General features: G+C 63.0%; 30 protein-coding genes. 14 read left to right on the forward strand and 16 right to left on the reverse strand.

The window, feature by feature from the left end; genetic code table 11:
• Positions 1 to 49: 49 nt before the first annotated feature.
• Positions 50 to 709 (reverse strand): ligase-associated DNA damage response endonuclease PdeM, encoded by a 660-nt coding sequence (pdeM, locus tag EP837_RS07235; protein WP_066525887.1) that lies wholly within the window; start codon positions 707 to 709, stop codon positions 50 to 52.
• A 64-nt stretch (positions 710 to 773) separates the two neighbouring features.
• Between pdeM and trhO the strand changes: the two genes are divergently transcribed.
• Positions 774 to 1,574: an oxygen-dependent tRNA uridine(34) hydroxylase TrhO gene (gene trhO, locus EP837_RS07240; protein ID WP_066525891.1), complete on the forward strand. Its 801-nt coding sequence runs from the start codon at positions 774 to 776 to the stop codon at positions 1,572 to 1,574.
• 23 nt (positions 1,575 to 1,597) lie between these two features.
• Here trhO and EP837_RS07245 read toward each other — a convergent pair whose 3' ends face one another.
• From EP837_RS07245 to EP837_RS07255, 3 genes are read right to left on the reverse strand one after another with little or no spacing between them, the layout of a single operon-like run.
• Positions 1,598 to 2,332 carry a M48 family metallopeptidase gene (locus tag EP837_RS07245; protein WP_082919568.1) on the reverse strand — a complete coding sequence of 245 codons (735 nt, stop codon included), beginning with the start codon at positions 2,330 to 2,332 and terminating at the stop codon, positions 1,598 to 1,600.
• The gene (locus EP837_RS07250) at positions 2,289 to 2,714 is read right to left on the reverse strand and encodes a YcgN family cysteine cluster protein (RefSeq protein WP_066525897.1); all 426 of its coding nucleotides are present in this window, start codon (positions 2,712 to 2,714) and stop codon (positions 2,289 to 2,291) included. Before EP837_RS07250 ends, EP837_RS07245 begins: the two co-directional genes overlap by 44 nt.
• A 4-nt stretch (positions 2,715 to 2,718) precedes the next feature.
• Positions 2,719 to 3,375: an SCO family protein gene (locus tag EP837_RS07255; RefSeq protein ID WP_197486242.1), complete on the reverse strand. Its 657-nt coding sequence runs from the start codon at positions 3,373 to 3,375 to the stop codon at positions 2,719 to 2,721.
• 70 nt (positions 3,376 to 3,445) lie between these two features.
• On the opposite strand from EP837_RS07255, the gene EP837_RS07260 reads away from it, so the two are divergent.
• A complete protein-coding gene (locus EP837_RS07260; protein WP_066525898.1) occupies positions 3,446 to 4,045 on the forward strand; it encodes an ankyrin repeat domain-containing protein in 600 nt (199 codons plus the stop codon).
• Between the two features lie 98 nt (positions 4,046 to 4,143).
• Positions 4,144 to 4,380 (forward strand): hypothetical protein, encoded by a 237-nt coding sequence (locus EP837_RS07265; protein ID WP_066525900.1) that lies wholly within the window; start codon positions 4,144 to 4,146, stop codon positions 4,378 to 4,380.
• Positions 4,381 to 4,399: 19 nt separating this feature from the next.
• On the opposite strand, the gene EP837_RS07270 is transcribed toward EP837_RS07265, so the two are convergent.
• The 11 genes from EP837_RS07270 to EP837_RS07320 all read right to left on the reverse strand — a co-directional run bounded on the left by EP837_RS07270 (position 4,400) and on the right by EP837_RS07320 (position 11,434).
• A complete protein-coding gene (locus tag EP837_RS07270; protein ID WP_066525902.1) occupies positions 4,400 to 4,906 on the reverse strand; it encodes an MmcB family DNA repair protein in 507 nt (168 codons plus the stop codon).
• A 92-nt stretch (positions 4,907 to 4,998) separates the two neighbouring features.
• Complete coding sequence (locus EP837_RS07275; RefSeq protein ID WP_066525904.1) at positions 4,999 to 5,646, reverse strand: cell wall hydrolase; 648 nt, start codon at positions 5,644 to 5,646, stop codon at positions 4,999 to 5,001.
• A 181-nt stretch (positions 5,647 to 5,827) separates the two neighbouring features.
• Positions 5,828 to 6,166, reverse strand: a complete 339-nt coding sequence (locus tag EP837_RS07280; protein ID WP_066525906.1) for a DUF1491 family protein — start codon at positions 6,164 to 6,166, stop codon at positions 5,828 to 5,830.
• Positions 6,156 to 6,617: a PaaI family thioesterase gene (locus tag EP837_RS07285; RefSeq protein WP_066528927.1), complete on the reverse strand. Its 462-nt coding sequence runs from the start codon at positions 6,615 to 6,617 to the stop codon at positions 6,156 to 6,158. Before EP837_RS07285 ends, EP837_RS07280 begins: the two co-directional genes overlap by 11 nt.
• On the reverse strand, positions 6,607 to 7,074 hold the full coding sequence (locus EP837_RS07290) for a PTS sugar transporter subunit IIA (RefSeq protein ID WP_066528924.1): 468 nt from the start codon (positions 7,072 to 7,074) through the stop codon (positions 6,607 to 6,609). Before EP837_RS07290 ends, EP837_RS07285 begins: the two co-directional genes overlap by 11 nt.
• A gap of 125 nt (positions 7,075 to 7,199) precedes the next feature.
• Positions 7,200 to 7,793, reverse strand: coding sequence for a ribosome hibernation-promoting factor, HPF/YfiA family (hpf, locus tag EP837_RS07295; protein ID WP_066525910.1), 594 nt, complete (start codon positions 7,791 to 7,793; stop codon positions 7,200 to 7,202).
• An 82-nt stretch (positions 7,794 to 7,875) separates the two neighbouring features.
• Positions 7,876 to 8,568: a DNA polymerase III subunit epsilon gene (dnaQ, locus tag EP837_RS07300; RefSeq protein WP_066528930.1), complete on the reverse strand. Its 693-nt coding sequence runs from the start codon at positions 8,566 to 8,568 to the stop codon at positions 7,876 to 7,878.
• 34 nt (positions 8,569 to 8,602) lie between these two features.
• Positions 8,603 to 9,196 carry a dephospho-CoA kinase gene (gene coaE / locus EP837_RS07305; protein WP_066525912.1) on the reverse strand — a complete coding sequence of 198 codons (594 nt, stop codon included), beginning with the start codon at positions 9,194 to 9,196 and terminating at the stop codon, positions 8,603 to 8,605.
• 2 nt (positions 9,197 to 9,198) lie between these two features.
• On the reverse strand, positions 9,199 to 10,020 hold the full coding sequence (gene aroE, locus EP837_RS07310) for a shikimate dehydrogenase (protein ID WP_066525913.1): 822 nt from the start codon (positions 10,018 to 10,020) through the stop codon (positions 9,199 to 9,201).
• On the reverse strand, positions 10,017 to 10,610 hold the full coding sequence (locus EP837_RS07315) for a Maf family protein (protein WP_066525919.1): 594 nt from the start codon (positions 10,608 to 10,610) through the stop codon (positions 10,017 to 10,019). The genes aroE and EP837_RS07315 overlap by 4 nt, the downstream gene beginning before the upstream one ends.
• Positions 10,607 to 11,434, reverse strand: a complete 828-nt coding sequence (locus EP837_RS07320) for a pyruvate, water dikinase regulatory protein (protein WP_066525920.1) — start codon at positions 11,432 to 11,434, stop codon at positions 10,607 to 10,609. The genes EP837_RS07315 and EP837_RS07320 overlap by 4 nt, the downstream gene beginning before the upstream one ends.
• A 287-nt stretch (positions 11,435 to 11,721) precedes the next feature.
• Between EP837_RS07320 and hemE the strand changes: the two genes are divergently transcribed.
• Positions 11,722 to 12,783, forward strand: coding sequence for a uroporphyrinogen decarboxylase (gene hemE, locus EP837_RS07325; RefSeq protein ID WP_066525922.1), 1,062 nt, complete (start codon positions 11,722 to 11,724; stop codon positions 12,781 to 12,783).
• Positions 12,783 to 13,223 (forward strand): CopD family protein, encoded by a 441-nt coding sequence (locus EP837_RS07330; RefSeq protein WP_066525923.1) that lies wholly within the window; start codon positions 12,783 to 12,785, stop codon positions 13,221 to 13,223. Before hemE ends, EP837_RS07330 begins: the two co-directional genes overlap by 1 nt.
• Positions 13,224 to 13,312: 89 nt before the next feature.
• Here the strand turns inward: EP837_RS07330 and panC are convergent, their stop codons facing one another.
• Positions 13,313 to 14,161, reverse strand: coding sequence for a pantoate--beta-alanine ligase (panC, locus tag EP837_RS07335; protein ID WP_066525926.1), 849 nt, complete (start codon positions 14,159 to 14,161; stop codon positions 13,313 to 13,315).
• 104 nt (positions 14,162 to 14,265) lie between these two features.
• On the opposite strand from panC, the gene EP837_RS07340 reads away from it, so the two are divergent.
• The 9 genes from EP837_RS07340 to xth all read left to right on the forward strand — a co-directional run bounded on the left by EP837_RS07340 (position 14,266) and on the right by xth (position 25,529).
• Positions 14,266 to 15,075, forward strand: coding sequence for a division plane positioning ATPase MipZ (locus EP837_RS07340; RefSeq protein ID WP_066525929.1), 810 nt, complete (start codon positions 14,266 to 14,268; stop codon positions 15,073 to 15,075).
• Positions 15,075 to 15,518, forward strand: coding sequence for a J domain-containing protein (locus tag EP837_RS07345; protein WP_066525932.1), 444 nt, complete (start codon positions 15,075 to 15,077; stop codon positions 15,516 to 15,518). The genes EP837_RS07340 and EP837_RS07345 overlap by 1 nt, the downstream gene beginning before the upstream one ends.
• Positions 15,519 to 15,543: 25 nt before the next feature.
• A complete protein-coding gene (gene pgmG, locus EP837_RS07350) occupies positions 15,544 to 16,911 on the forward strand; it encodes a phosphoglucomutase/phosphomannomutase PgmG (RefSeq protein WP_066525934.1) in 1,368 nt (455 codons plus the stop codon).
• A gap of 347 nt (positions 16,912 to 17,258) precedes the next feature.
• Complete coding sequence (locus EP837_RS07355; protein ID WP_066525940.1) at positions 17,259 to 18,560, forward strand: OmpP1/FadL family transporter; 1,302 nt, start codon at positions 17,259 to 17,261, stop codon at positions 18,558 to 18,560.
• Between the two features lie 51 nt (positions 18,561 to 18,611).
• Positions 18,612 to 19,772, forward strand: coding sequence for a flavodoxin-dependent (E)-4-hydroxy-3-methylbut-2-enyl-diphosphate synthase (gene ispG / locus EP837_RS07360; RefSeq protein WP_066525943.1), 1,161 nt, complete (start codon positions 18,612 to 18,614; stop codon positions 19,770 to 19,772).
• Positions 19,773 to 20,054: 282 nt separating this feature from the next.
• Positions 20,055 to 20,978, forward strand: a complete 924-nt coding sequence (locus tag EP837_RS07365) for a DMT family transporter (protein ID WP_066528932.1) — start codon at positions 20,055 to 20,057, stop codon at positions 20,976 to 20,978.
• Positions 20,979 to 21,127: 149 nt separating this feature from the next.
• Positions 21,128 to 23,449 carry an FtsK/SpoIIIE family DNA translocase gene (locus tag EP837_RS07370; protein WP_066525945.1) on the forward strand — a complete coding sequence of 774 codons (2,322 nt, stop codon included), beginning with the start codon at positions 21,128 to 21,130 and terminating at the stop codon, positions 23,447 to 23,449.
• Positions 23,450 to 23,726: 277 nt separating this feature from the next.
• Positions 23,727 to 24,365 carry a LolA family protein gene (locus EP837_RS07375; RefSeq protein ID WP_066525947.1) on the forward strand — a complete coding sequence of 213 codons (639 nt, stop codon included), beginning with the start codon at positions 23,727 to 23,729 and terminating at the stop codon, positions 24,363 to 24,365.
• A gap of 366 nt (positions 24,366 to 24,731) precedes the next feature.
• Complete coding sequence (xth, locus tag EP837_RS07380) at positions 24,732 to 25,529, forward strand: exodeoxyribonuclease III (RefSeq protein ID WP_066525950.1); 798 nt, start codon at positions 24,732 to 24,734, stop codon at positions 25,527 to 25,529.

The following is a 25,529-nucleotide window of genomic DNA, read 5'->3' on the forward strand; positions in this document are numbered from 1 at the left end:
GCCATGTGGTCTAGCAGCAACAGCTTAACGCCGCGTTTCCGTAGCGTCTCTACCCCAACGGGAAACGCAGCATCCGGTCCGCGACGGGCACCAGCGCCATTGCCCCCGGACCCACCGCACGGCGAATTTCCCCATGCCCCGCGTCCAGCCCGCCGGTCAGCGCGCCCAACGCTGGCAGGATCAGTTTGGATGAGGATCCGACGAAGCAGCGCCGCGACACATGCCGTCCGCGCAAAGAAAGGCGGAATTTGGGGTGAAAATGCCCCGAAATCTCGGGTCGCGGATCGACCGGATCGGCTTCATGCCGCAACCAGATGCCATCGACCTCGGCTTCCACCATGCGCCTGCCTCCGGGCGTTTCCGCCATGCCCACATCATGATTGCCGGTGATCCACAGCCAATCCAACCGCGCCGTCAGCGCACAAAGCCTCTCACGCACCTTGGCAGGCAAGCGCGCCGCCCCATCTGCATCGTGAAAACTGTCGCCCAGGGACCAGACGGCGCGCGCGCGCGTCCGTTCCACCAGCATCTCGATCATGTCGAGCGTCGCCTGGCTGTCATGCGGGGGCAGGAACTGACCGAACCGACCGAACCAACTCGCCTTTTCGAAATGCAGGTCCGCGACCAGCAACGCCGAGTGCGCAGGCCAGAACAGCGCCGCCTCGGGCAATGCCAGAAACTCGTGACCCGCGAACGAAAAGGGAACCATGCCCCGCCTATGCGCGCTCGCGCCCGGCCTTTCAAGAGGGCGATGAAGCCGCTATGGGCGCGGCATGGCTCCGCCCTTCACCATCGCCGCGCTCTATCGCTTCGCGTCCTTCGCCGACCCAGAGGCGATCGCGGCGGAATTGCGGACACTCTGCGCGCAGCTTGAAACCTGCGGCACGCTGATCCTCGCGCGCGAAGGGATCAACGGCACGGTCGCGGGCAGCGATCAGGCCATTGCCGCACTCCTCGGCCATATCCGCGCCCTGCCCGGCTGCGCCGATCTGGACGTCAAATACGCCACCGCTACCCAGGCCCCCTTCGGCCGCATGAAGGTGAAGGTGAAGCAGGAGATCGTGACCCTGGGCGCAGGCGATCTTGACGCTGCGGCGCAAGCAGGCCGCCATCTCGACCCGGCGGAGTGGAACGATCTGATCGCCGATCCCGACACGATCCTGATCGATACGCGCAACGCTTATGAAGTGTCGGTCGGCAGCTTCGAGGGCGCGATCGATCCGGGCACCCGCTCCTTCCGTGACTTTCCCGGCTGGTTCGACAGCTTCGCTGCAGAATTGCGCGAACAGGGACGCGAGCCGCGCATCGCGATGTTCTGCACCGGCGGCATCCGCTGTGAAAAATCGACCGCGCTGGTGCGATCGCGCGGCTTTGAAGAGGTCTATCATCTGCGCGGCGGCATCCTGCGCTATCTTGAGGAAATGCCCGAAGACCAAAGCCGCTGGCGTGGCGACTGCTATGTCTTTGATGAACGGGTCGCGGTCGGCCACGGCCTGAAGCCCGGCAACCATGTCATCTGCCGCACCTGCGGCCTGGCCCACCGCCCGGATGCGCCGCACGATTGCGCGGGTTGAACGCGCGCCAGCCGGCCGGAAGCCTAAACGATATAGCGGTGCAACGCTCCGCCATGTTCCCGCAGCCACGCCCGCGCAGGCCGCGGGTCCTCTCCCAATATCCGCGCATGCGCCGCGTGAAAGGCGGGGCTGTGGTCCATGTGCAGCAGATGGGCGAGTTCATGCGCCACCGTCGCCCGGCGTACATGCGGCGGGCACAGGATCAAGCGCCAGCTATAGCGGATCGCCCCGTTCGACGCGCAGCTCGCCCAACGGCTGCGCGGATCGCCAATGCCGACCGACGCCACGACCAGCCCATGATCGCGCGCCATCGCATGGCTTTCCATCTCCAGCACGGCCCGAGCCCGCGCCTTGAGCCAGCGCAGCACGCGCGGTCCTACTGACTCCGCCACGCCCCCCAGGATCAGCCGATCCTCGGCCAACCGGACCGAACGCGGCGCGCCCTGCGTCCAGCAGATCCGCACCTCCCGTCCCTCCAGCGGGAAAATCGCGCCATCGCCAAACATGACCAGGGCAGGCTGCGCCGCCATTTGCGTCCGGACCCATCCCTCATGCCCCTGCGCCCAACCGAGCGCGCGATGAAGGTTCGCTTTGGTCGGAAGCGATAACCTTAACTCGCCCCGCGCCCGGTCGAGCGACAGGCGATAGGCTTTCGCCCGGGCCGATCGGCGGACGCGCACCGGCACCGCCACCCCATCGACCAGGATCGCGCCTTCAGAGTTCTCGATCGACAAGATGATTTTCCCAATCGCCCGCATCTGCCTCGGCGATCGTCCAGCCGCGCACGGACTCCTGCGCCCGGTGCACCGCTTCCCGATCGCCGCTGATCAGATAATGCCATGACGGCAAAGGCTTTCCCTCGCTACGCAGCCGGTAGGCGCAGGTGCGCGGCAGCCAGCTGATCGTCTTCACCTTCTGCGGTGTCAGGCGCACGCAATCGGGCACGAAGCTGCGCCGTTCCTTATAGTTGGTGCATTGGCCGCTATGTCGGTCGAGCAGGCGGCAGGCGACGTTGGTCGGGTAGATACGCCCCGTATCTTCATCTTCCGCCTTGTGCAGGCAGCATTTGCCGCAACCGTCGCACAGCGCTTCCCACTCCGCGCGATCCAGCTTGTCGAGGGGCTTTTCCCAGAAGTTCAAACCGTCACTTGACCCATTTTTCGAGGAAGGCGAGCACCTTGTCCGGTGCGCCTTCGTCCTGGTCCGGCGTTCCCGGATCGTCCACCGGAACCAGCGCAACCGGCTGGCCATCCGGCCCGAACAGATAGGGCGTCCGGCTGTGGCTTACCAGATAGCCGCTGTCCTCCTGCGGCTTTTCCTTGTTGAAGATGACGACGAAATCCTTCGCCACCTTTGCAATCTCATCGGGCGTGCCGGTCAGGCCGATCAGGCGCGGATGGAAGGCAGCGACATAGGCCTTCAGCACCGCGGGCGTATCCCTCTCAGGGTCCAGGCTGATAAACACCGGCTGCACCTTGGCCGCGCGCCCGGCGTCGGCCTTCTCGAACTGCGTGAACGCCTGCATGATGCGTTGCAGGTCAAGCGGGCAGACATCGGGGCAATAGCTGTAGCCGAAATAGACCAGCCGGTACTTCCCCTGAAAATCTTGCCACTGCACCTTCTTGCCATCCTGGTTCGTCAGGGTGAAGGGCGCGCCGATCCGCGCTCCGGCAAGGTCGCCGGGCGCGCTCCCTGACTCGCTTGATGCATTGCCGCCCGCGCCCATATTACAGGCAGCCAGCAGGGCGGTGATCGGCAGCAGGATGGAGCAAAGCGCTTTGTTCATGGCGCCGCCAGCCATGCCCTGCTATGGGCGCTTTTGCAAATGCCAACGGGGCTTAACGACGATGACAAGAGGTTTTCCGGCTTGGATGGGCGCAGGCCGCGCCGCTGCTCTGGCTCTCGCGCTGCTGTCGCCGATGGCGGCGCATGCGCAGTTTTCGGACAGCTACAACTTCCTGAAGGCGGTCAAGGACGCTGACGGGCAGAAGGTCACCGACCTTATCCAGAAGCCCGGCTCGACGGTCATCAACAGCCGCGATGTCACCAGCGGTGAAACCGCCCTGCACATGGTCATCGCGCGCCGTGACGTCACATGGCTGTCCTTCCTCCTCGCCAAGGGCGCCAATCCCAACCTGACCGACAATCGCGGCAATACCCCGCTGATGAATGCGGTCCAGGCCCGGTTCGAGGATGGAGTCCGCACGCTGCTTGCTGGCGGCGCTCAGATCGACAAAGCGAACGGCAGTGGCGAAACGCCGCTGATCCGCGCGGTGCAACTGCGTGACGTGGGACTGGTCCGGCTGCTGATTGCGCAGGGCGCCAATGCCGACAGGCGCGACACCATCGCCGGCATGTCCGCGCGCGACTATGCAGAGCGGGAATCGCGCACCCCCGGCCTGGTCGAAGCGGTGACAGCGGCCAAAACCAAGGCAGCGCCCTCCGGCCCAGTGCAAGGTCCGGTTTTCTAGCAAGCGGTTCGTCAGGACAAAGGATCCAGGCGTCACCTTGCGCTAAACGCCTGGCCTTCCCATCTTCATTCCTGCCATCCTTCGCGAAGAGGCAGACCATGAACCGCAAGCCAATGGATATGGAGAAAGCCTGGGAACAGGCGCTCGGCAATATCTTCCAGCCCTATACGGGCACGCAGCACGGATCGACGAAGGCGATGGACGCCTTCGGCGCGGCGCTAAGCTCCAGCAGCTATGACATTCGCCGCCATCTGGCGCGAACCGCGGCGCGTCAGGGTTCCACCGCGCTCAACCAGTTCCTCGCTGAGGAATATTGGGGAAAGCGTCCCTACTAATCCCGCGCGGATCCAGCCTTTACCAGCCCAGTTCCGCTGCATGGTCCGGATCGGCGAGCGCAGTCAGCCGCCGCGCCGCGCGCCTGGCGAAGCGCAATGTCTCAGCTTTTCGCCGCGCCGCCGGAAGCGGCTCCACCGGGGCAGGCCGCAGCAATTCGGCATCATATTGATCGGCCACGATCAACCCGGTCCGTGCGGGCCATAATGCCTCGCTGTCGAACAGCGACAGGTCGAAACCGGAAGGCACCGCCCAGAAAAAGCGGTCGCAATAATCCAGATAATCGGGCCATTTCATATCGCCCAGCAGGTCTGCGCGGCTGCATTTGATCTCGACGATGGTTATCCGCCCCGCGCTGTCCAGCGCCATGATGTCCGCACGGCGGCCATTGGGAAGCGGCACTTCCAATATCCCGCTCATGTCATGGCGGAAAAACAGGCGCAACGTGCCGCGCGCAACGGCCAGGGCCGTGCCATCGGTCAGGGGCGAACAGCCTTGCGCTACGGGAGAAGAGGAACTGGCGGTCATCGCACTATGATAGAACAGGAAGGGAACAAAAGAAAAGGCCGGTTCAGCATTAACTGAACCGGCCTGCTGTTTCCTAAGTGCGACCCGAGGAATCAGCGATAGAAGATATGATTGTCGATCGCGGCCAGCTGGCGCTTGCCCCAGCTCGGCGAAACGCGGCGGGCATGGAAGAACAGCGCGCCTTCGGCCTTGCTGTCCCAGCCGTCCTGCATGGCGATCTGTGCGATCGCGACCGCCTGGCGCCAGCTTTCGGTCGCCATCGGGATCGCGGGCATGCCGCGGCCACGAACGAAGCTGAACTGGCCGGGCTGATAGACGACGCCGCACAGGCTGCTGGCGAACCGGCCGGACTTTGCTCGATTGATGATAACGCGGGCTACGGCGAGCTGGCCTTCCAGGCTCTCACCCTTGGATTCAAAATAAACTGCACCCGCGAGGCACTTCATGTCGCCATCGAGCGTTTCTGCAGCTCCCTGGGCATCAACCAGGGCGGAAAGATTGTCGGCGCGCACATCGGCGCTATCGGAAAGGGTGCCCAGCGGCTGCGCGACTTCGCGCGGCGCGGAGAAAACAACAGCAGGCTTTGCGGCCGCCGGAGCTGAATTCAGCTCTTGATGTTCCGGAAGGGAAACGACCGACGGAGCAGCTTCATTGGCGCTCGACATGTCGGCCGCTGTGACCGCCGCTGTGGCGGACAAAGCAAATGCCGCGGCAATCGCGGCCTTCAGACGAAGACTCATTACAACTCAAAAACGTGCGGTTATTGGCCGTGGACGTCGGGTCAAACCCGTAACTTACAATCGACGTCTGGCCGCCCCCCGTCTGCGTGTTTACCTCCCCCGCCCCCCACGGGCGAATTTGGCAACCTGCGCGTTAAGCGTTGCAGGGGCCGATGCCTTCCCCCGGCCGGAGAGTCAACGATCAGCAGATCGTTTCAGCGGCGAACCGTTCCGCATCCGCGATGTCGAGTTCGATAATCCACAGGTCGGGGTCCGCCCGCCGCCTGCGCGCTATATATTGAGATAGCGAATCCACGCCCTCTTCGGGGGCGGGCCCGCAACGCACCAACTGATAGTTTCCGGCAAAGTCCGGCACCCGTTCATAGAGGCCCTTTCCCTGGCCCCGTTCGGCTGCTTCAATCAGGATGGCGCCGCTGATTTCATCGCCTTTGACCAGCACGGTGGCGAAGCCGCCCGCCGCCGCAGAGCGCCTGATGAGAACGCCGACCAGCATGGCGCTGGTCAGCCGTTCAGCCTGCATAACCCGGCAATGACGATAGCGGAAATTGAGAGCGCATGAAGGTCCCGGTCCCGCGACCCACTTCTTCGCCCTCCATATCGATCAGACTCGCTTCGGCGACGAACACACGTCGCTTGCCGCTGATCCAGCGCCCTTCCGCCCGAATCCGTCCGGGGCCAATGGGCCGGGTGAACAGCAGGTTGAAGGCGGTTGTCAGCAGGAATCGGTCGCTCACCAGGCTGTTCGCCGCGTAGAAGGCGGCATCGTCCATCATCTTGAAATAGACCGTCCCATGCACCGCGCCGGCGGCGTGGAACTGTTCTTCGTCCACATCGAACTCGATGACCGACCGGCCCGCCTCGGGAATCGTCAGTTCGGACCGGAACATCCGGTTGATCGGAGCCGACCGGTACAAACCTTCCAACGCCCGGAAATGCGCCGCTTCGCCGCTTGGCGCGCTATCAGGCTGCATCACGCGCTTCGCCACCGGCCAGCAACGCGTGCAGCGCCTCGGCCGATTTTGCGCCCCTCAACCGGGCGACATGCGCATCTTCACGCAGATAACGCGACACTCGGGCCAGCGTCTTCAGATGCTCAGCCCCGCTATCCACAGGGGAGAGCAAAGCGAACACGACATCGACCGGCGCATCGTCCACCGCGTCGAAGGTCAGCGGCGGGCGGAGCAGAACCACGACCGCGCGCATCTTCTGAAGGCCCGCAATCTTTGCATGGGGAATGGCGATGCCCCCGCCAAAGCCGGTCGATCCCAGCCGCTCCCGTTCCGACAGCGCGTCCGACACCATATCGGCTTTCAGCCCATAGGCGGCTGCGGCCAGTTGCGCAATTTTCTGGAAAAGAGGCTTCTTGCCGTTCACCGACAGGCCCGTAGCGAGCGCATCCGGCGCGACGATATCGTTGAAATGAACCATGACCAACCTGGAACAGCCGAGGCGCGCCATGCCCCAAAATCGCGCGTTGCCCGGGGATATAAAGCCCGGCCCCATAGGCCGCCTGCCGCTCTAGGTCAACTGGCGCCCTGGGGCCGGAACCCTTGTCAGCCGCGCGGTTCCACCCAGCCGATCGTCCCGTCATGACGGCGATAGACCATATTATAGGCCGATGTTCCCGCATTCAGGAACAGCAGCGCATTGGTGTTGCGCAGGTCCAGCATCATCACCGCGTCGGATACGCTGGCTTCGGGAATATCTACGCGGGTTTCCGCAACGATCAGCGGCGCCTCTGCCGGTTCCTCTTCCTCCTGCGACGATGCAAAGATGGTATAGCCCGCGCCGTCCAGCCCATTCAGGTCATAGCCATTGGCACGCTGCGCCTCCGCTGCTGCGGCCTGGGGATGGCGATCTTTCAAACGGCGCAGATAGCGCCTCAGCTGCCGCTCGATCTTTTCTGCCGCCTGGTCAAAGGCCGGATGCGCTTCCTGCGCTTCGCCCGCCCCTTTTAGGATCAGGCCGGTCATCACATGGCAGACGATGTCGCAATGAAAGGCCCCGTGGGGCGCAGGTCGGAACGTGACCTGGGCGGAAATCGTGCGAGCGAAATATTTCTCGGCCATCGCCTCCAGCCGGGTCCAGACATGCTGCTTGAGCGCGTCGCCCGTGTCGACCTGATGCCCGGAAACACGAATATCCATATGCCTTCTCCTTGTTCTTGCCGGGCTGCGGGAAGCAGTCCGGGTGGCGCGAAGCATGAAGGGCAGGGCGTCAGACCAGCCTTCAAGCCTCCTCCAGCCAGAGCGGCTTTTCCAGCGTCGCGACAAACGCTGCATGCCGTTCCAGCTCCGCCGCGCTGACCGTGAAGATTCGCGCGGGACGAACAGGGCGAACCGCGGCGATGCCCGCAAGTTCCACCCGAATGGCGTCATTATCCTCCTCTTGTGCAAGACCGAGGCCGATTTGACGGCCGCCGGTCAGTTCGATGTAAAGCTGTGCCAGCAGTTCAGCGTCGAGCAATGCGCCATGCTTGATGCGATGGCTGCGATCGATGCCGTACCGGGTGCAAAGCGCGTCCAGGCTATGCTTGGCGCCCGGATGCAACTGGCGCGCGATCGCGACCGTGTCGATCATCCGCGCCATCGTCACTTCGGGCAAGCCGCAAAGCTTCAATTCATGGTTGAGGAAGCCGAAATCGAACCGTGCATTATGCGCGACCAGATGGCTGTCCTCCAGAAAGTCGAGCAACTCCGCGACCCCCGCCGAAAAAAACGGCTTGTCCTTTAGGAAGATGTCCGAAAGCCCGTGAATCGCCTCGGCCGCCGACGGCATCGCCCGCTGGGGATTATAATAAGCGTGAAAGGTTCGCCCTGTCGGGACGCGGTTCACAAGTTCAATGCAACCAATTTCCACTAGCCGATCTCCCGATGCGGGGTCGAATCCAGTCGTTTCGGTGTCGAAAATTATTTCGCGCATCGCCCTCTTCACGCCGACTCTGCCGGACTTGTCCTTATCGGCCCGTCTTTGATCCAAGGCAAGCGACCAAGCGCCGCACCTGGGCCCGCGTGACGGCGAATGTGGTGCCGGTATGGATGATATAGTCCGCCCGCCGCCGTTTTTCAGCATCAGGCGTCTGCAAGTGCAGGATTTTCCGGAATTTCCCCGCCGTCATGCCGGGCCGCCGCAGCACGCGCTTGCGCTGTTTCCACGCAGGCGCGGTAACGACGATGACCCCCGCCAGCTTGCGATGGCCATGTTTCTCATAAAGCAAGGGGATGTCGAGCACCACGAAGGCACGCGCGCGGTGGCGGCGCAGGAAAGCCATGCGCTCTTTCTTCACGGCGGGATGGACGATGGCCTCCAGCGCCTTCAGTTCCTGTGGATGACCGAACACCGCCGCCCCGAGCTTGGGCCGATCGACCCCCATCGGACCCGTCGTGCCAGGAAAGCGCGCCTCGATCGCCGGCAACAGCTTACCTTTAGGCCCCTGCAACCGATGCACCTCGGCGTCAGCGTCGAAAACCGGCACGCCTTCGCGCCGCAGCATCGTCGCGACCGCCGATTTTCCCATGCCGATGGACCCTGTGAGCCCGTAGATCTTCATGGTTACACCGCCAAGAGCAGCGCGCGCAGTTCATCATCCCGTTCGCGCGGCGCTTGCGCATCGAAGAAAATATCGAAAGCCAGCGCCGCCTGCCCGATCAGCATCTCCAGCCCATCCAGCGCCTTCAGGCCCTGCTCCCGCGCTGCCTTCAGCAGTCCGGTCTCCAGCGGCGCATAGACAATGTCATAGACGGTCGCGTCCCGCCTCAGCGGCCGGAGGTCCAAATCCAGCACCGGCTGCCCCACCATGCCGAGCGAACTGGTGTTGACAAGCAAATCGGCGGCGGGAAGCGCATCCGCCATGCCGATCACCCGCCCCTTAACCTTGGCCCGGTCAAGCAGCGCCTGACCCTTGGCCGGATCGCGCACCATGACCGTGATGTCCGGCACCCCCAGGCTGGTCAGCGCAAACAGGATCGCCCGCGCCGCACCGCCCGCGCCGACAATCACGGCGCTCTCGCCCTTCCATTTGTCGCGCAGCAACGGCTGCAGGAAACCGCCCGCATCGGTATTGGTGCCAATCAAAGGCCCACCCGTCTCGCTGGCGATAGTGTTCATCGCGCCAATCCGCTCGCGCACTCCGCCCGGATCGTCGGTATAGTCCATCACCGCGATCTTGTGCGGAATGGTGACATTGCATCCCAGCCAGTCAGGATCGGCCCGCCGTTCCAGGAAATAGGCCGCCAGCCCCTCGCTCGTCACATGCGTCTTGCGATATTCCGCTTCGATGCTCAGGCAATCGAGCCAGAAATTATGGATGAGCGGCGATTTGCTGTGCGCGATCGGATCGCCGATCACTTCGGCATAGGGGAGCGTGTCGGTCATGACGGCAGAACGCCCCGGACACGCAGAAAGTCAAGCAGCGGCAGCAGGGGAAGGCCCTGAATCGCAAACTGGCTGCCTTCCACCTTGGCGAACAGCTGCACGCCCGGCCCTTCGATCCGGTAATTGCCGACACACCAGCGGCATTGCTCCCATTCCTGGTCGAGATACTGTGCGATGAAGGCATCCGACAGCAGGCGGACCGTCATCCGCACCCGCTCGACATGGCGCCAGATCGGCTCGCCATTCATTGCGATGACCGCTGCGCTGTGGAGATGATGCACCCGCCCCGACAGCAGGCGCAAAATCCGTTCCGCGTCCGCCCGATCAACCGCCTTGTCGATCATCATGCCGTCGTCCAGGCTCAACGTCTGGTCACAGCCCAATATCAGCCCGCCCGGCACGCGCCGGGACACTCTGAGCGCCTTCAATTCCGCCAGCGCATCGGCCAGGGCCCGCGCGTCCAAGCCATCGGCCCGCAACGCTTCCTTCGCCGCCTCCTCATCGACGCCCGGCGACAGCGCCTCGAAAGGCACCCCCGCCGCGCTCAACAGCGCCCGACGGCTCGCGCTTTGCGATGCCAGCACGATCATGCGTCACTCCCCTCCGCCAGCACGCGGTCGTTGAACAGGTTGATGATGGCCGCCGCCGCTTCCTCGATCGACCGGCGGGTCATGTCGATCACCGGCCAGCCATTGTCGGCGAACATCCGCCGGGCAAAAGCCAGCTCCTCCTGCACCTTTTCCAGATCGACATAGCTCGTCTCGGGCGCCTGGTTGAGCGACAGCAGCCGGTTGCGACGAATCTGCACCAGCCGTTCGGGACTGACGGTCAGGCCCACGACCATCGGATGCTTGAGCGTGAAAAGGCTGCGCGGCGGCGGCGACTGCACGACCAGGGGGATATTCGCAGTCTTGTACCCACGATTGGCGAGATAGATGGAGGTCGGCGTCTTGGACGCGCGCGACACGCCTGCCAGGACGATATCGGCCTCCTCCCAATTTTCATGCCCCACCCCATCATCATGGGCGATGGTGAACTGGATCGCCTCGATCCGCGCGAAATAGGCTTCGTCGAGGATATGCTTGCGGCCCGGCCGATTGCGCGTTTCCTGCCCCAATATGTTGGACAGGGCGTCCGTCACGCTGTCCAGCGCGGCGACATGCGGCAGGCCCAGCGCCCGGCAGCGCGTTTCCAGCCGCCGCCGCAACTGATGATTGGACAGGGTGAACAGCACCAGTCCCGGATTGGCCGCGATTTCCTCCATGATCCGGTCAAGATGGACATCGGACCGCACCATGGGCCAGAAATGGCGCACCGCCTCCACATTCTCGAAGGCGCCGATGGCCGCCTTTGCGACATTTTCCAGTGTCTCTCCGGTGGAGTCCGACAGCAGATGCAGATGGATACGCGACATGAGGCACATCTCTGTGAGGAGGCTGTGGATAAAGCAAGGGATAGGTTGCGGGCAAAACTACCCCTTCTGGATAGCTCCCATTAGCCGGAATCTTATCCACACACCCCCAACAGGCGGCCATTTTCATCCACAGCCTGTGGATAGCGTGGATAGAGCGACTGACTCGGATCGGAATCGATGGGCCTGGAGAGTCAAGCTGTTGGCAAATCGGGGCACAGCGCATAAACCCCGCTGCCAAGCGCCCTACTATCTCCATCATCCTTTTAAGAATCTAAATAAGAGAGTTTATGACGGGACCAGATGCCGGCCTTTCCACCGGGACTTCCAAGCCGCTGCTTTCCGTCCTGAAGGGTGAAAGCCTTGCCGTGCCGCCGATGTGGCTGATGCGCCAGGCTGGCCGTTATCTGCCTGAATATCGGGCGCTTCGGGCTGAGAAAGGCGGTTTCCTGGAACTGGTCTATGACAGTCCCGCAGCGGCTGAGGTCACGCTCCAGCCGCTCCGCCGTTTCGGCTTTGATGGCGCGATCCTCTTTTCCGACATTTTGATCGTCCCCTATGCGATGGGGCAGGATCTTTGGTTTGAAACGGGGGAGGGGCCTCGCTTGGCGCCGATCCTTAGCGAAACGGACCTGTCGGCGCTCAAACCCGATCTCAGCCGCTACGAGGCGGTCTATGAGACGGTGCGGCAGGTAAAGGTGGCACTGGACCCCGCTGTCACCTTCTTGGGCTTTGCGGGCAGTCCCTGGACCATCGCGACCTACATGGTGGCTGGGCAGGGCAGCAAGGACCAGGGCGCGGCCCGCCGCCTGGCTTATCAGGACCCCGAACGCTTTGGCGGGATCATCGACGCGATCATCGATTCCACCGTCCTTTATCTCTCCGGCCAGATTCAGGCGGGCGTCGAGGCGGTGCAGCTATTCGACAGCTGGGCAGGCAGCCTCGCACCGCTTCAGTTCGAACGCTGGGTGATCGAGCCCAACCGGCGGATCGTCGAGAAGTTGAAGGCGCTTCATCCCGGCGTTCCCGTCATCGGCTTCCCCAAGGGCGCAGGCGCGAAGCTTGCCGACTATGCCGCGGGCACCGGCGTCGATGCGATCGGCGTCGATGAAACCATCGATCCGCACTGGGCCAACCGCGTCCTCCCGCAGGGGCTGCCCGTCCAGGGCAATCTCGATCCGCTGGCGTTGATCGCCGGGGGCAGAGCGGTCGAGGAATCGGTCGATAATATCCGCGCCGCCTTCGCGGGCCGTCCGCATATCCTCAACCTTGGCCATGGCATCCTGCCCGACACGCCGATCGCGCATGTCGAGGCGCTGATCGCCTATGTGCGGCAAGGAAAGAAGAGCTGATGCCCTATCTTGGCGCCGCCTATCTGTGGGTGAAGGCCGCCCATCTGATCTTCGTCATCTTCCTGATGGCGGGCCTGTTCATGATGCCGCGCTTCTTCGTTTATCACCACCAATGCCCGGTGGGATCGGACGAGGACCGCAAATGGATCGACCGGGAAGGGCGGCTGCTCAAGATCATCCTCAATCCGTCGCTCGTTCTGGTCTGGGTCTTCGGCCTGATGCTGATGGTGGAAATTGGCGCCTGGAATTTCGGCTGGTTCCACCTAAAGCTGCTCTTCGTCCTTGGCCTCTCCGCCTATCATGGCTGGATCGCCGGCTATGCGAAGAAGCTCGCAAAGGGCCATCGCCCCATGAGCGAGAAGAAGCTGCGTCTGGTCAACGAAATCCCCGGAATCGCGGCGGCGGTTATCGTCGTGGCGGTTATCGTAAAGCCATTCTGACTCTGACTCTCGTCATCCCAGCGGAAGCTGGGATTTCGCGTCCCGACGCTGAACGTCAAAGATTCCAGCTTCCGCTGGAATAACGAACGTCAGGTAACCGGCTCAACCGCAATATTGTCAATCAACCGCGTCCGGCCCAGCTTCGCCGCGCCCAGCAGCCTTGCCGGGCGGTCCAGCACATTCATCGGCTCCAGCGTCACTGCATCGCACAGCGTCACATAGTCGATCGGATCAAATCCATGCGCCGCGAGCATCGCGATCGCCTTGGCGAGAGCGGCCTCCACGGCCACGCCCTTCTCCATCTGCCGCGCCGCTTCGCCCAAGGCGCGGGGCAGGGCCAGCGCGTCCTTGCGCTCTTCCTCGGTCAGATAGGCATTGCGCGATGACAGGGCGAGCCCATCTTCCGCCCGCTCCGTGGGCACGCCGATGATCTCGACTGGCATGTCCAGATCCCGCACCATCTGCCGGATCATCGCCAGCTGCTGATAATCCTTCTCCCCGAACAGCGCGACGTCGGCCTGCACCTGGTTGAAAAGCTTGGACACCACCGTCGCCACGCCATCGAAATGTCCCGGCCGCGCCGCGCCATCCAGTCCCTCCGTCACGCCCGAAACCGAGATATTGGTGGCATAGCCCGCCGGATACATGACCTCGGCTGTCGGCGCCCAAAGTATGTCCACGCCTGCCGTCTGCAGCATCTGCGCGTCCTTGGCTTCCCGGCGCGGATAGCTGTCCAGATCCTCATTCGCGCCAAACTGCCTGGGATTGACGAAGATCGACACCACCACATGCCCCGCATGCCGCCGCGCTTCTTCGACCAGCGCCATATGCCCTTCATGCAGCGCGCCCATGGTTGGCACCAGCGCGACGCGCCGTCCGTCGCTTTTCAACGTTTCGATGGCGGTTCGCAGGGCAGGAAGATCACGCAGCGTTTGCACGGGACGAGGGGCTCCGATATGGCAGCAGGGGACGGGGAATATCCTGCTAAGGCACGACCCGACAATAGGGTCAAGAATCGTTGCGGCAATAAACGGGGTTATCAATGGGTACGAACACCCAAACGCACCATATCGTCTTCGCCAATGAAAAGGGCGGGACCGGCAAATCGACCACGGCCGTCCATACCGCCATTGCGCTCACCGCGCTTGGCCACAGAGTGGGCATGATCGACCTCGATCCGCGCCAGCGCACCGTCACGCGCTACATGGAAAACCGCGCCGAAACCGCTCGCCGCCGCGGTATCGACCTGCCCGCGCCCGACTTCGCCGTGTTCAAGGGCGACACGGTCGAGGCGTTGGAGGAAGAGGCCGCCGCCGTGGCCGAGGGCAAGGATTTCCTGGTCGTCGATACGCCCGGCCGCGACGATGTCTTCGCCCGTCACATGGCCGCTCGCGCCCACACGCTGGTGACGCCGATGAACGACAGTTTCGTTGATTTCGACCTTATCGGCCAGGTGGACGCCGAAACCTTCAAGGTCCGCCGCCTGTCCTTCTATTCCGAACTCATCTTCGAAGCGCGCAAGACCCGCGCCAAGGCCGATGGCGTCTCCATCGACTGGGTCGTGCTGCGCAACCGCGTCCAGCATCATGACGCGCGTAACAAGAAACGCGTGGGCGATGCTCTGATGGAACTGTCGCGCCGCGTCGGCTTCCGCGTCATTCCGGGCCTTTCGGAACGCGTGATTTTCCGCGAACTCTTCCCCTCGGGCCTTACCCTGCTCGACAAGGGGCATCTCGGCGATCTGGGCGTCAGCCATATCGCCGCCCGCCAGGAACTGCGCGAGATGGTCTCGGGCCTCGCGCTTCCCGCTCGCGCCGAAACCGCACCGCTGGATCTGCTCGGCGCGGCCTGATGGGTCTCTTCGCCCTGCTGCTTATCGGCCTTGCGGGCTGGCTCATCTGGACGGGACGGTTGCAACGTATGAGCGCAAAGGATGGCATGGCGCTGGGCGCGGCGCTGGTCGGCGCCGTCATGACCGCCAAGGGCAAGCCGCTCGTCGGCGCGCCGCTGCTCATTGGCGCGACTCTCTTCTTCTTCGCGCAGGGGCAGAAGGCAAAGCCAGCCACGCCGAAGGCGCGGCCCACCCCGCTGTCCGACGATATCGTCAAAGCGCGCGCGCTGCTTGGGGTCGGAGCCGACGCCGACGCGGGGGAGATTCGCGCCGCCCATCGCCGCCTGATCGCCTCGGTTCATCCCGACCGCGGCGGGACGGAGGCGCTCGCCGCCCAGATCAACGCCGCGCGCGACCTCCTTCTGGCGCAGCAGGCGGAAAGCGGGCAATCGCCCGGCCGCTAAGGCCCGGGTAAGGAGAAGCCGCGTCATGGCGCATCATTTCCACCCTTCGCTCATGCGCGAATATGACATGCGCGGCGTCTTCGGCCGGACGCTCCGGGAGGAGGATGGCTATGCCGTGGGCCGCAGCTTCGGCACGATCGTCAGGCGCAAGGGCGGATCAAGGGTCGCGGTCGGCTATGACGGCCGGCTGAGCTCCCCGCCGCTCGAATCTGCGCTGGTTCGCGGCCTTATTGATAGCGGGGTGGATGCCGTGCGCATCGGCTTGGGGCCGACGCCCATGCTCTATCATGCCGAAACGGTGCTGGATGTGGATGGCGGCATCCAGATAACCGGCAGCCATAATCCCCGCGATCATAATGGCTTCAAGCTGGTGCTTGCGCATGAGCCCTTTTTTGGGTCGGACATTCTGCGCATGGGCGCGCTGGCGGCCGCTGGCGACTGGACGGAGGGCGCTGGCAGAATCGAAAATGCCGCCGTGCTCGACCATTATGTCGCCCGCTTGGTCGAGGGCTTCGACGGCGGAGCTTGGCGCATCGGCTGGGACGCGGGCAATGGAGCCGCCGGAACGGTCGTTGAAAAGCTCGTCAAGCTGCTTCCTGGAGAGCATCACACGCTCTTCACCCAGATAGACGGCAATTTTCCCAACCATCATCCCGATCCCACCGTTGAGCGAAATCTGCAGGATTTGCGCGCGCTTGTCCTTTCAAAAAAGCTCGATTTCGGCGTGGCTTTCGACGGCGACGCCGACCGGATCGGCGTGATCGATGGCAAGGGCCGGGTCATCTGGGGGGACCAACTGATCGCTCTTTTTGCCGAAGTGGTGCTCAAAAACAGTCCCGGCGCGACGATCGTGGCGGATGTGAAGGCTAGCCAAACGCTGTTCGACCGCATCGCTGCGCTCGGCGGTCGGCCGCTCATGTGGAAAACCGGCCACAGCCTGATCAAGTCCAAAATGAAGCAGGTCGGTAGCCCGCTGGGTGGCGAGATGACCGGCCACATCATGTTCGCTGACGATTATCCGGGCTATGACGATGGCCTCTATGCCGCCGTGCGCCTGATCAGAGCAGCGACCAGCCTGGGCCGCAGCATCACCGCCCTGCGCAACGCCATGCCCGATCTGCCCGCCACTCCCGAACTGCGATTCCCGGTTCCGGAGACCCGCAAATTCGCTTTGGTGGACGAGATTGCCAAGCGCCTCCGCGCCGTTGGAGCCCGCATCGACGAGACCGACGGCGCCCGGGTCACGACCGATGACGGCTGGTGGCTGCTGCGCGCTTCCAACACGCAGGCCGAACTGGTCGGCCGGGCGGAGGCGCGTGATCGTGCAGGGCTCGATCGCCTGCTGGACGCGCTATATTCGCAGTTGCGAGAATCAGGCGTGACGGACGCTTGATCCGCCATCAACCAGCGGCTCGAAACTCGCCGGTCCTATTTTCTCGCGCAAGTAACGGGTTCAATTCCCTTACGTAAAGCTGCGCATATCCTGACGATTGCGTCAAACGCAATCAACGGCGCTTCTTTCGCATTTGCAACAGATGCGAGTCAGCCGCAAAAGGGACGGGCCTTTCAGGCATCCTCTCCTAAAAACTTTCATAGCCGTCCTTCGGGACGGCTTTTTTTTTGTTCTCGATCGGCCACTTTCCCGAACAAGAAATTAACCATGTCGCTGCTAACCGCCATCCTCAGTATAGAAGTTTCGCGGCTTGGGGGCCGCCACGACCAGTTTGAGGGGGGATGTAAATGCCTGTTAACCGCCATGCCGCCGCTTTTCTTGTGTCTGCAGCGGTGCTTTCAGCGGTCCCTTTGCCGGCTCTTGCTGGGGGGTTCTATCTGCAGGAACAATCGCCAAAGGAAACCGGCAGGGCGCTTTCGGGCGGGGCTGCGGCTGCCGACGATCCTTCCACCGTTTATTTCAATCCCGCGGCCATGACGCAGCTGCCGGGTATCCAGACTTCGTCTGGTGGCGTCCTGCTGTTCGCATCGGCCCGCCAGCAGGATCGCGGAACCACGCGCACGGTGCCTGGCCTTCCCGGATCGGTGCCGGTTGGCGGCACCTCAGGCGGCAATCCCTTCGACAGCCTTATTCCCGTGCCCAGCTTCTATGCGACCGGCCAGCTGTCCGACCGGCTGTGGCTTGGTCTCGGGGTGACGGCGCCCTTCGGGCTCAAGCTCGACTATGCCAATGATTTTTCCGGCCGCTATGACTCGCTGCATACCGAACTCAAAACCTATAATGTCCAGCCGTCGGCCGCCTATAAGCTGATGGACAACCTGTCGATCGGCGGCGGCGTCGATGTCCAATATGCAAAGGCAAAGCTGACCAATGCGCTGCCCAATCTGTCGCCGCTCGCGGCCGATGGTCATTTTCAGGTAAAGGGCGACGATCTGTCCTTCGGCTGGAATGCCGGTTTTTTCTACACCAGCGGCAGGACCAATTGGGGCATCCACTATCGTTCGGCCATCAAACACCGGATCGAAGGCAGCGCAACCTTGTCGGGCCTGTTAGGTCCGCTGGCGGTCGTCAACGGGACCAGCGATGCCAGCACCCCGCTCAACCTGCCCGATATCGTCACCGCCAGCATGATGCACCGCTTGAGTGCGCACGCTCGCGCGATGCTGACGGCCCGCTGGTATAATTGGTCGGTCTTCCGCGACATTGCCATCACCTCCGGCGCCGGCACATCGGTCAAGGAACTTCATTATCGCGATAGCTACAGCGTCAGCGCAGGCGGCGAATATGATGTCAGTCCTGCGCTCACGCTCCGCGGCGGAGCTATGTTCGACCGCACGCCGACCAATCCGCAATTTCTGACGACGCGCGTCCCCGATGGCGACCGCGCCTGGCTGTCGGGCGGCGCGACCTGGAACATGTCACCGGCGCTGGCGCTCAATCTCAGCTACGCCCATAATTTCATCAAGCGGGTGACGATCCTGCGCGCCGACCATTATTATTCCGATCCGGCCGCCGTCACCGTAACGACGCGCTCACGGACCAGCGGCAATGTCGATCAGATCGCTGCATCGGTGACGGCGCGGTTTTAACTTCGCTGATGAATCACTATAGGGGCTCCATCAGCACGGAGCCCCTTTTTCATGTCCGACCATAATCCCGGCCTGCGTCCCTGGCGCGATATCGCCCGGCGGCAATCCCGTCAGATCATGGTCGGCAATGTGCCTGTAGGCGGCGGCGCGCCGGTCACGGTCCAAACCATGACCAATACGCCGACCTTCGACGTCAAGGCGACGATCGACCAGATTCGCCGCTGCGAGGAAGTGGGCGTGGATATCATCCGCGTCTCCTGCCCGGACGAGGAATCGACCGCGGCGCTCAAGCAGATCGTTCGCGCCGCCCGCGTGCCGATCGTCGCCGACATTCATTTCCACTATAAGCGCGCGCTGGAGGCGGCGGATGCGGGCGCGGCCTGCCTGCGCATCAACCCCGGCAATATCGGCAGCGAGGGGCGGGTGAAGGAAGTGGTCGATGCCGCCAAGGCCAATGGCTGTGCGATCCGCATCGGCGTCAATGCGGGTAGCCTCGAAAAGGACCTGCTCGAAAAATATGGCGAGCCTTGCCCCGAGGCGCTGGTCGAAAGCGCGCTCGACCATATCAAGCTGCTGCAGGACCAGGATTTCCACGAATATAAGGTGGCGGTGAAAGCAAGCGACGTCTTCCTCGCCGTCGCGGCCTATATGCAGCTTGCCGAAGCGGTTGATTGTCCGCTCCACCTCGGCATCACGGAGGCGGGCGGCCTGATCGGCGGCACGGTGAAAAGCGCGATCGGCATCGGCAACCTGCTCTGGGCCGGGGTCGGCGATACGATCCGCGTCTCCCTTTCCGCCGAACCGGAAGAGGAAGTGCGCGTCGGCTATGAGATCCTCAAATCGCTCGGCATCCGCACGCGCGGAGTCAAGGTCATCTCCTGCCCCAGCTGCGCGCGGCAGGGCTTCGACGTCATCCGCACCGTGCAGGCGCTCGAGGAACGGCTCCAGCATATCCACACGCCGCTCTCCCTTTCCGTGCTGGGCTGTGTCGTCAATGGTCCGGGCGAAGCGCGCGAAACCGATATCGGCCTGACCGGCGGCGGCGCGGGCAAGCACATGGTCTATCTCTCCGGCCTCACCGACCACACGATCCAGGACGAAGGCATGATCGACCATATCGTCAGCCTGGTCGAAGCCAAGGCGGCAGAGATCGAGGCCGCCAAGCTGGAGGCCGAGACGACTGACGCTGGGAATGCCGAGGCGGCTGAGTAGAGCAGGGGCCTTGCCCATTCGATGAGAGCGGGATCATCCATTCCCGTTCGGGTTGAGCGTGTTGAAGCCGATGCCCCGCCCTCCGTTCGCTTCGAACGAAGTCGAGAAGCCTTTGCGCATGCCTATCTCGACTTCGCTCGATATCAACGGCTGTTGACCTGAATCCGGATGCGGCCAACCGGCGGCACCCCTCCTTCCTTCGCCCTGAGCTTGCCTAACCGAAGGTCGCCTAAGCCAACGGCCTTTCTTCCCCTTCACGGTTCGATGCTTTAGCTGAAGATGATGGCGCACTCCCGAAGTCTGGCGATCCCCTTCTCCGTCTGCTGCGCGGCCGTCGCGCTCTTTGCCATTATGGACGCGACGATGAAGGGCCTCAGCCTCTCCATCGGCCTGTTCAACGCCCTTTTCTGGCGCGCGCTGACGGGCAGTCTGCTGGGGATCGCGCTCATGCTGCTCACGCGGCAGCGCTGGCCTGCGCCAGCCGTGCTGCGCCTCCATTTCCTGCGTGGCGCCGTCGTTTCGCTGATGGCCAGCCTCTTCTTCTGGGCGCTCATGCGGCTGCCCCTTGCCGAAGCCATCGCCCTTTCTTTCATCGCGCCGCTGATCGCGCTCTATCTTGCCGCCCTGCTGCTGGGGGAGCGGATCGAGCGCACGGCCATTGTGGCATCGCTGCTGGGTCTGTTGGGCGTCGCCGTCATCCTCTCCGGCCGGATGCAGGGCGGCTATGATTGGGACGCGCTGCTCGGTGCGGCGGCGGTGCTGCTGTCCGCTGTCCTTTTCGCCTGGAACCTCATCCTTCAGCGGCAGCAGGCACAGCTCGCTTCCCCGGTGGAGGTCGCCTTCTTCCAGCATATCGTCATGTTCGCGCTGTTCGGACTCTGCGCCATGACCGCGGGCCTGGTGCCGGGACTGGCGGCTTTGCGCCTCGATATGCCCACCTTTCATTCCTGGCTGCTGATCGCCATGGCGGCGGCGCTGGCCTTCACATCGCTGGCGTCATTCGCCTGGGCCTATGCGCGGGCGGAAGCGCAATATCTGATCCCGGTCGAATATACCGCCTTCATTTGGGCCGCGATCATCGGCTGGCTGGCCTTTGGCGAGCGGCTGACGCTCTCAACTTTGGCCGGGGCGGGGTTGATCGTCGCCGGTTGCCTCATCGCCGCGCGCACCAGGCGGCCGATCGAAATGCATGAAGGAATCGCATAGCTCGCCTACTGTCGCCTTCTCAAAATCCGCTCCAATTCGCTATTTCCTTCACTGTTTCGACAAGACGAGCCGAAAAGCCGGACTCTTGACGGCGACTCCTCCCTCGGCGCATTGTGCCGGAACGGAACATTTGGGGGACATTCGAGACCATGGCTGTCAGCCGCGGAGCCAAGCGCACGCCGGAATGGCGCGAAATGCTGAAACGCAGCCTGATCCGCAGCGGCGCGCTGATCAGCGCGATCGCGCTGATGCTGGCGACCCTGTTTCTCGCTCTCGCTCTCCTGAGCTTCCGCTTGAGCGACCCATCGATGATGACGGTCGCCGACGATCAGGTTCAAAACATCATGGGCTGGCCCGGCGCCTGGATCTCCGCCTTCCTCTTCACCCTGCTGGGCGTTCCTGTCGCGCTGATCCTTCCCCTTCTGGCGATCACCGCCCGCCGTCTTTGGGGCGACCAGGACATGACCGGGTGGAAATCCCAGTTCGGCAAATGCCTCGGCGGAATTGCCCTTGTCGGCATCGCGCTCGCCATGTTCCAGCCAGACTCCCTGATCGATCTACCCTCGGGCTGGGGCGGTCTGGTCGGTCTTGCGACGGCCAATGGCGTGCGCAGCCTCACGGCCCAAGCGGGCGCTGCGCAGGGCTGGATCACCGGAGGTCTCGTCGTCCTGGCGCTGATCGGCGGGCTCGCCCTCTGGTATCGTAGCCTCGCCTTGGAAAAGCCGATCCTTGCTCTCCGCCGCCCGTCCATGCCCAAGCTCGCCCTGCCACGGCCGAGTTTCGCACTGGCAGGCGCCGGCGCCTCGACCGATCTGGATGATGAGGAAGAGGTGGAGGACCGTGTCGTCAGCCCGCGGCGGACCGTGAGCAACGAACCCAAGCCGCCGATCACCATCCAGACGCCGAAGCCTGCTCCAGCCCAGCGGCAGATGGCACCGGTGTCGCAGGACGATCTGTTCGGTAACAGTTCCCTGCCATCGCCCGACCTGCTCAATCCGATCCCGGCGAGCCAGAGCCAGAAGATCGATAAGGCTGCGCTGGAACGCAACGCCCGCCTGCTCGAAAGCGTGCTCGACGATTTCCACGTCAAAGGCAATATCGTCGAAGTCCGCCCCGGCCCGGTTGTCACCATGTACGAGCTGGAGCCCGCGCCCGGCATCAAGGCAAGCCGCGTCATCGCGCTGGCCGATGATATTGCCCGCAACATGTCGGCGCTGTCAGCCCGCGTCGCGACCATTCCAGGCCGCACTGTCATCGGCATCGAACTGCCCAATGCCAACCGCGAAGGCGTTTCCTTCCGCGAACTGATCACCTCCGAACAGTTCGCGCAGGAAGCGACGCTGCCGATCATCCTGGGCAAAAATATCTCGGGCGAGCCGATCATCGCCGATCTCGCGCCCATGCCCCACCTGTTGATTGCGGGCACCACCGGATCGGGCAAGTCGGTGGGCCTCAACGCCATGATCCTGTCGCTGCTATACCGGATGACGCCGGACCAGCTGCGCCTGATCATGATCGACCCCAAGATGCTGGAACTATCGACCTACGACGATATCCCGCATCTCCTCTCGCCGGTCGTGACCGAGCCGAGCAAGGCGATCCGTGCGCTCAAATGGGCGGTCGAGCAGATGGAGGACCGCTATCGCATGATGGCGTCGATCTCCGTCCGCAACCTTGCCAACTATAATGAGAAGGTCCGCGCCGCGAAGGCTAAGGGCAAGCCCTTGGGCCGCCGCGTCCAGACCGGCTATGATCCCGAGACCGGAAAGCCGATTTACGAGGAAGAGCAGCTCGATTTCCAGCCCCTGCCGCAGATCGTGGTGGTGGTGGACGAGCTGGCGGACCTCATGATGACGGCGGGCAAGGAAGTCGAATTCCTGATCCAGCGCCTCGCCCAAAAGGCCCGCGCAGCCGGTATCCACCTGATCCTGGCGACGCAGCGCCCGTCCGTCGATGTCATCACCGGCGTCATCAAGGCGAACCTGCCGACCCGTATCAGCTTCTTCGTAACGTCGAAGATCGATAGCCGCACCATATTGGGCGAGCAGGGCGCAGAACAGCTGCTCGGCAAGGGCGACATGCTCTATATGCACGGTGGCAAGGGCCTGATGCGCGTTCACGGTCCCTTCGTGTCGGATGACGAAGTCCGCGTAGTCGCCGATCACTGGCGCGCTCAGGGTCAGCCCGACTATATCTCCGCTGTGACCGAGGAACCGGAAGAGGGCAGCTTCGCCCTTGACGGTGTGGACCTTGGCGACGACAGCCCCGACGCCCAGCTATTCCGCAAAGCATGCCAACTGGTCTTTGAAAATCAGAAGGCGTCCACCAGTTGGCTGCAGCGCCAGCTCCGCGTCGGCTACAACAGCGCTGCACGCCTGATCGAACGAATGGAAGAGGAAGGGCTGGTCGGACCGCCCAATCATGTGGGCCGCCGCGAGGTGCTGCGTGATGAGAATGGCAATCCGCTTTGATCACGATTGCGTCAAATGCAATCACTTGCCCGCTCTATGCATTTGTCAAAAGGACCGGCACCGTTCAATGAGGGCGTGCCTTTCAGGCATCCTCTCCTAAAAACTTTTCAGGCTGGTCTTCGGACCGGCCTTTTTTTTGTTCTTGCCAGCCCTTACACCCCGGACGCGCGCTTTAGCCGCTGCTGAGCGTCTGCGTGTTCAGGAACGCATTCAGTTCACTATGGGTTCAATGGGTCATCCCTATTCCTGACCCTCAACAAAAAGCGGAGAAGAATGCATGAAGCGCTCGGTTGCGCCCCTCCTCCTGGCCCTCGCTGCCGCGCCACTGGCGAATCTTGCTGCCCCTGTCCAAGCGCAGCAGACACAGGCCGGTCTGGAGCAGGTGAACGCCTATATCCGTGGGGTCACGACCATGACCGCCGACTTTACTCAGACTGACCGGAACGGCCAGACACTGACCGGCAAGCTCATCATCAAGCAGCCGGGTAAGGTCCGCTTCCAATATCAGAAGGGCGTACCGCTGCTCATCGTCGGCGACGGGAAGGCGCTGACGATGATCGACTATGAAGTCCGCCAAGTGCAGCGCTGGCCGATAGGCAGTTCGCCCCTCGGCGCTCTGCTCGATCCTAAAAAGGACCTGTCGCGTTTCGGCAAGCTGATCCAGACCGGCGACCCCAAGGTGCTGAGCGTCCAGGCGCGCGATCCGAAACGCCCTGAATTCGGCACCATCACCATGATCTTCCAGCGCGATGCGTCTGGTCCGGCAGGCCTGCAGCTTTACGGATGGGTCGCACTGGATTCGCAAAATAACCGCACCACCGTCCGCCTTTCCAACCAGCGGTACGGCGTCGCGGTGGCAGATTCGGCCTTCCGCTGGAACGACCCGCGGCCCAAGGGGCGCGCTGCTGGGGGGTGAAACGGGTTTGGCATGAGATGGACGGATTCGTCATTAATCCTGTTCATCTTGGGCTCATATCCGAAGCCCTAAAAAGAACTCCACGGCGCGAGACGAAGACCGGGATTTCCCCCCTGTTACCCGGAACCCCGCTCTCGCCGCAAAGCGCTTAAAGGGCGCGATCGAGACCCCCGTTCCATGCCCCCGGAGCGGGGGTCTTTCTTTGTGGTCACGCGAAATCGATCATCCCGGCTAACATGGTCGGGCGCTCCAATGCCCGCCAATCACCGATCTTGGGTGGGACTGGGCGTCATCTCGACTGGGCACGGCTCGCTCCTTTCATCTACTGCCCTTGCACGCCCCGCCGCACGGTCTTAGGGGATCAGCATGCCGCAGACACTCAGTATCGCCTCCTGGAACATCAACAGCGTCCGTGCCCGGATAGACATTGTAGAGCGGTTCCTGACCGAAGAAGCGCCTGACATTTTATGCCTGCAGGAAACAAAGGTGGTGAATGAGACATTCCCCACCGACATGTTCCGCCGGATGGGCTACGTGCATCAGGTGTTGAACGGCCAGCGCATGCACCACGGCGTGGCCATTATGAGCAAGGTGCCGATCCATGAAGACGACCGGTTCGACTGGCAGGCCAATGGCGAAGCGCGTCATGTCGGCATCCGGCTCGACAATGGGGTGCGGATCGAGAATGTCTATGTCCCTGCGGGCGGGGATGTGCCCGACCGCGCGATCAATCCCAAGTTCGGGCAGAAGCTCGACTTTCTCGAGCGCATGATCCAATGGTCCTCGGAACTGGAGGACAAGCCGACGATCCTGACCGGCGATTTCAACATCGCGCCCATGGAATGCGATGTCTGGAGCCACAAGCAGTTATTGAACGTCGTCAGCCATACCGCAATCGAATGCGAACTGCTGGGACGCTTGCAGGACTCCAATAATTGGGTGGATATTGGCCGCAAATTCTTTCCGGCGCCGCAGCGGCTCTACACTTGGTGGAGCTACCGCGCGCGGGATTGGGCGGAATCGGATCGTGGCCGGCGGCTGGACCATATGTGGATGACGCAGGATGTAGCGGATAAGGCGATCGGCCATCGCGTCGTCGAACCCGCGCGCAGTTGGACCAAGCCGTCGGATCACATCCCCATCGTCACGGAGTTCGCCTTCTGA

The organism is Sphingobium sp. EP60837 (genome assembly GCF_001658005.1).
Taxonomy (GTDB): Bacteria; Pseudomonadota; Alphaproteobacteria; order Sphingomonadales; family Sphingomonadaceae; genus Sphingobium; species Sphingobium tyrosinilyticum.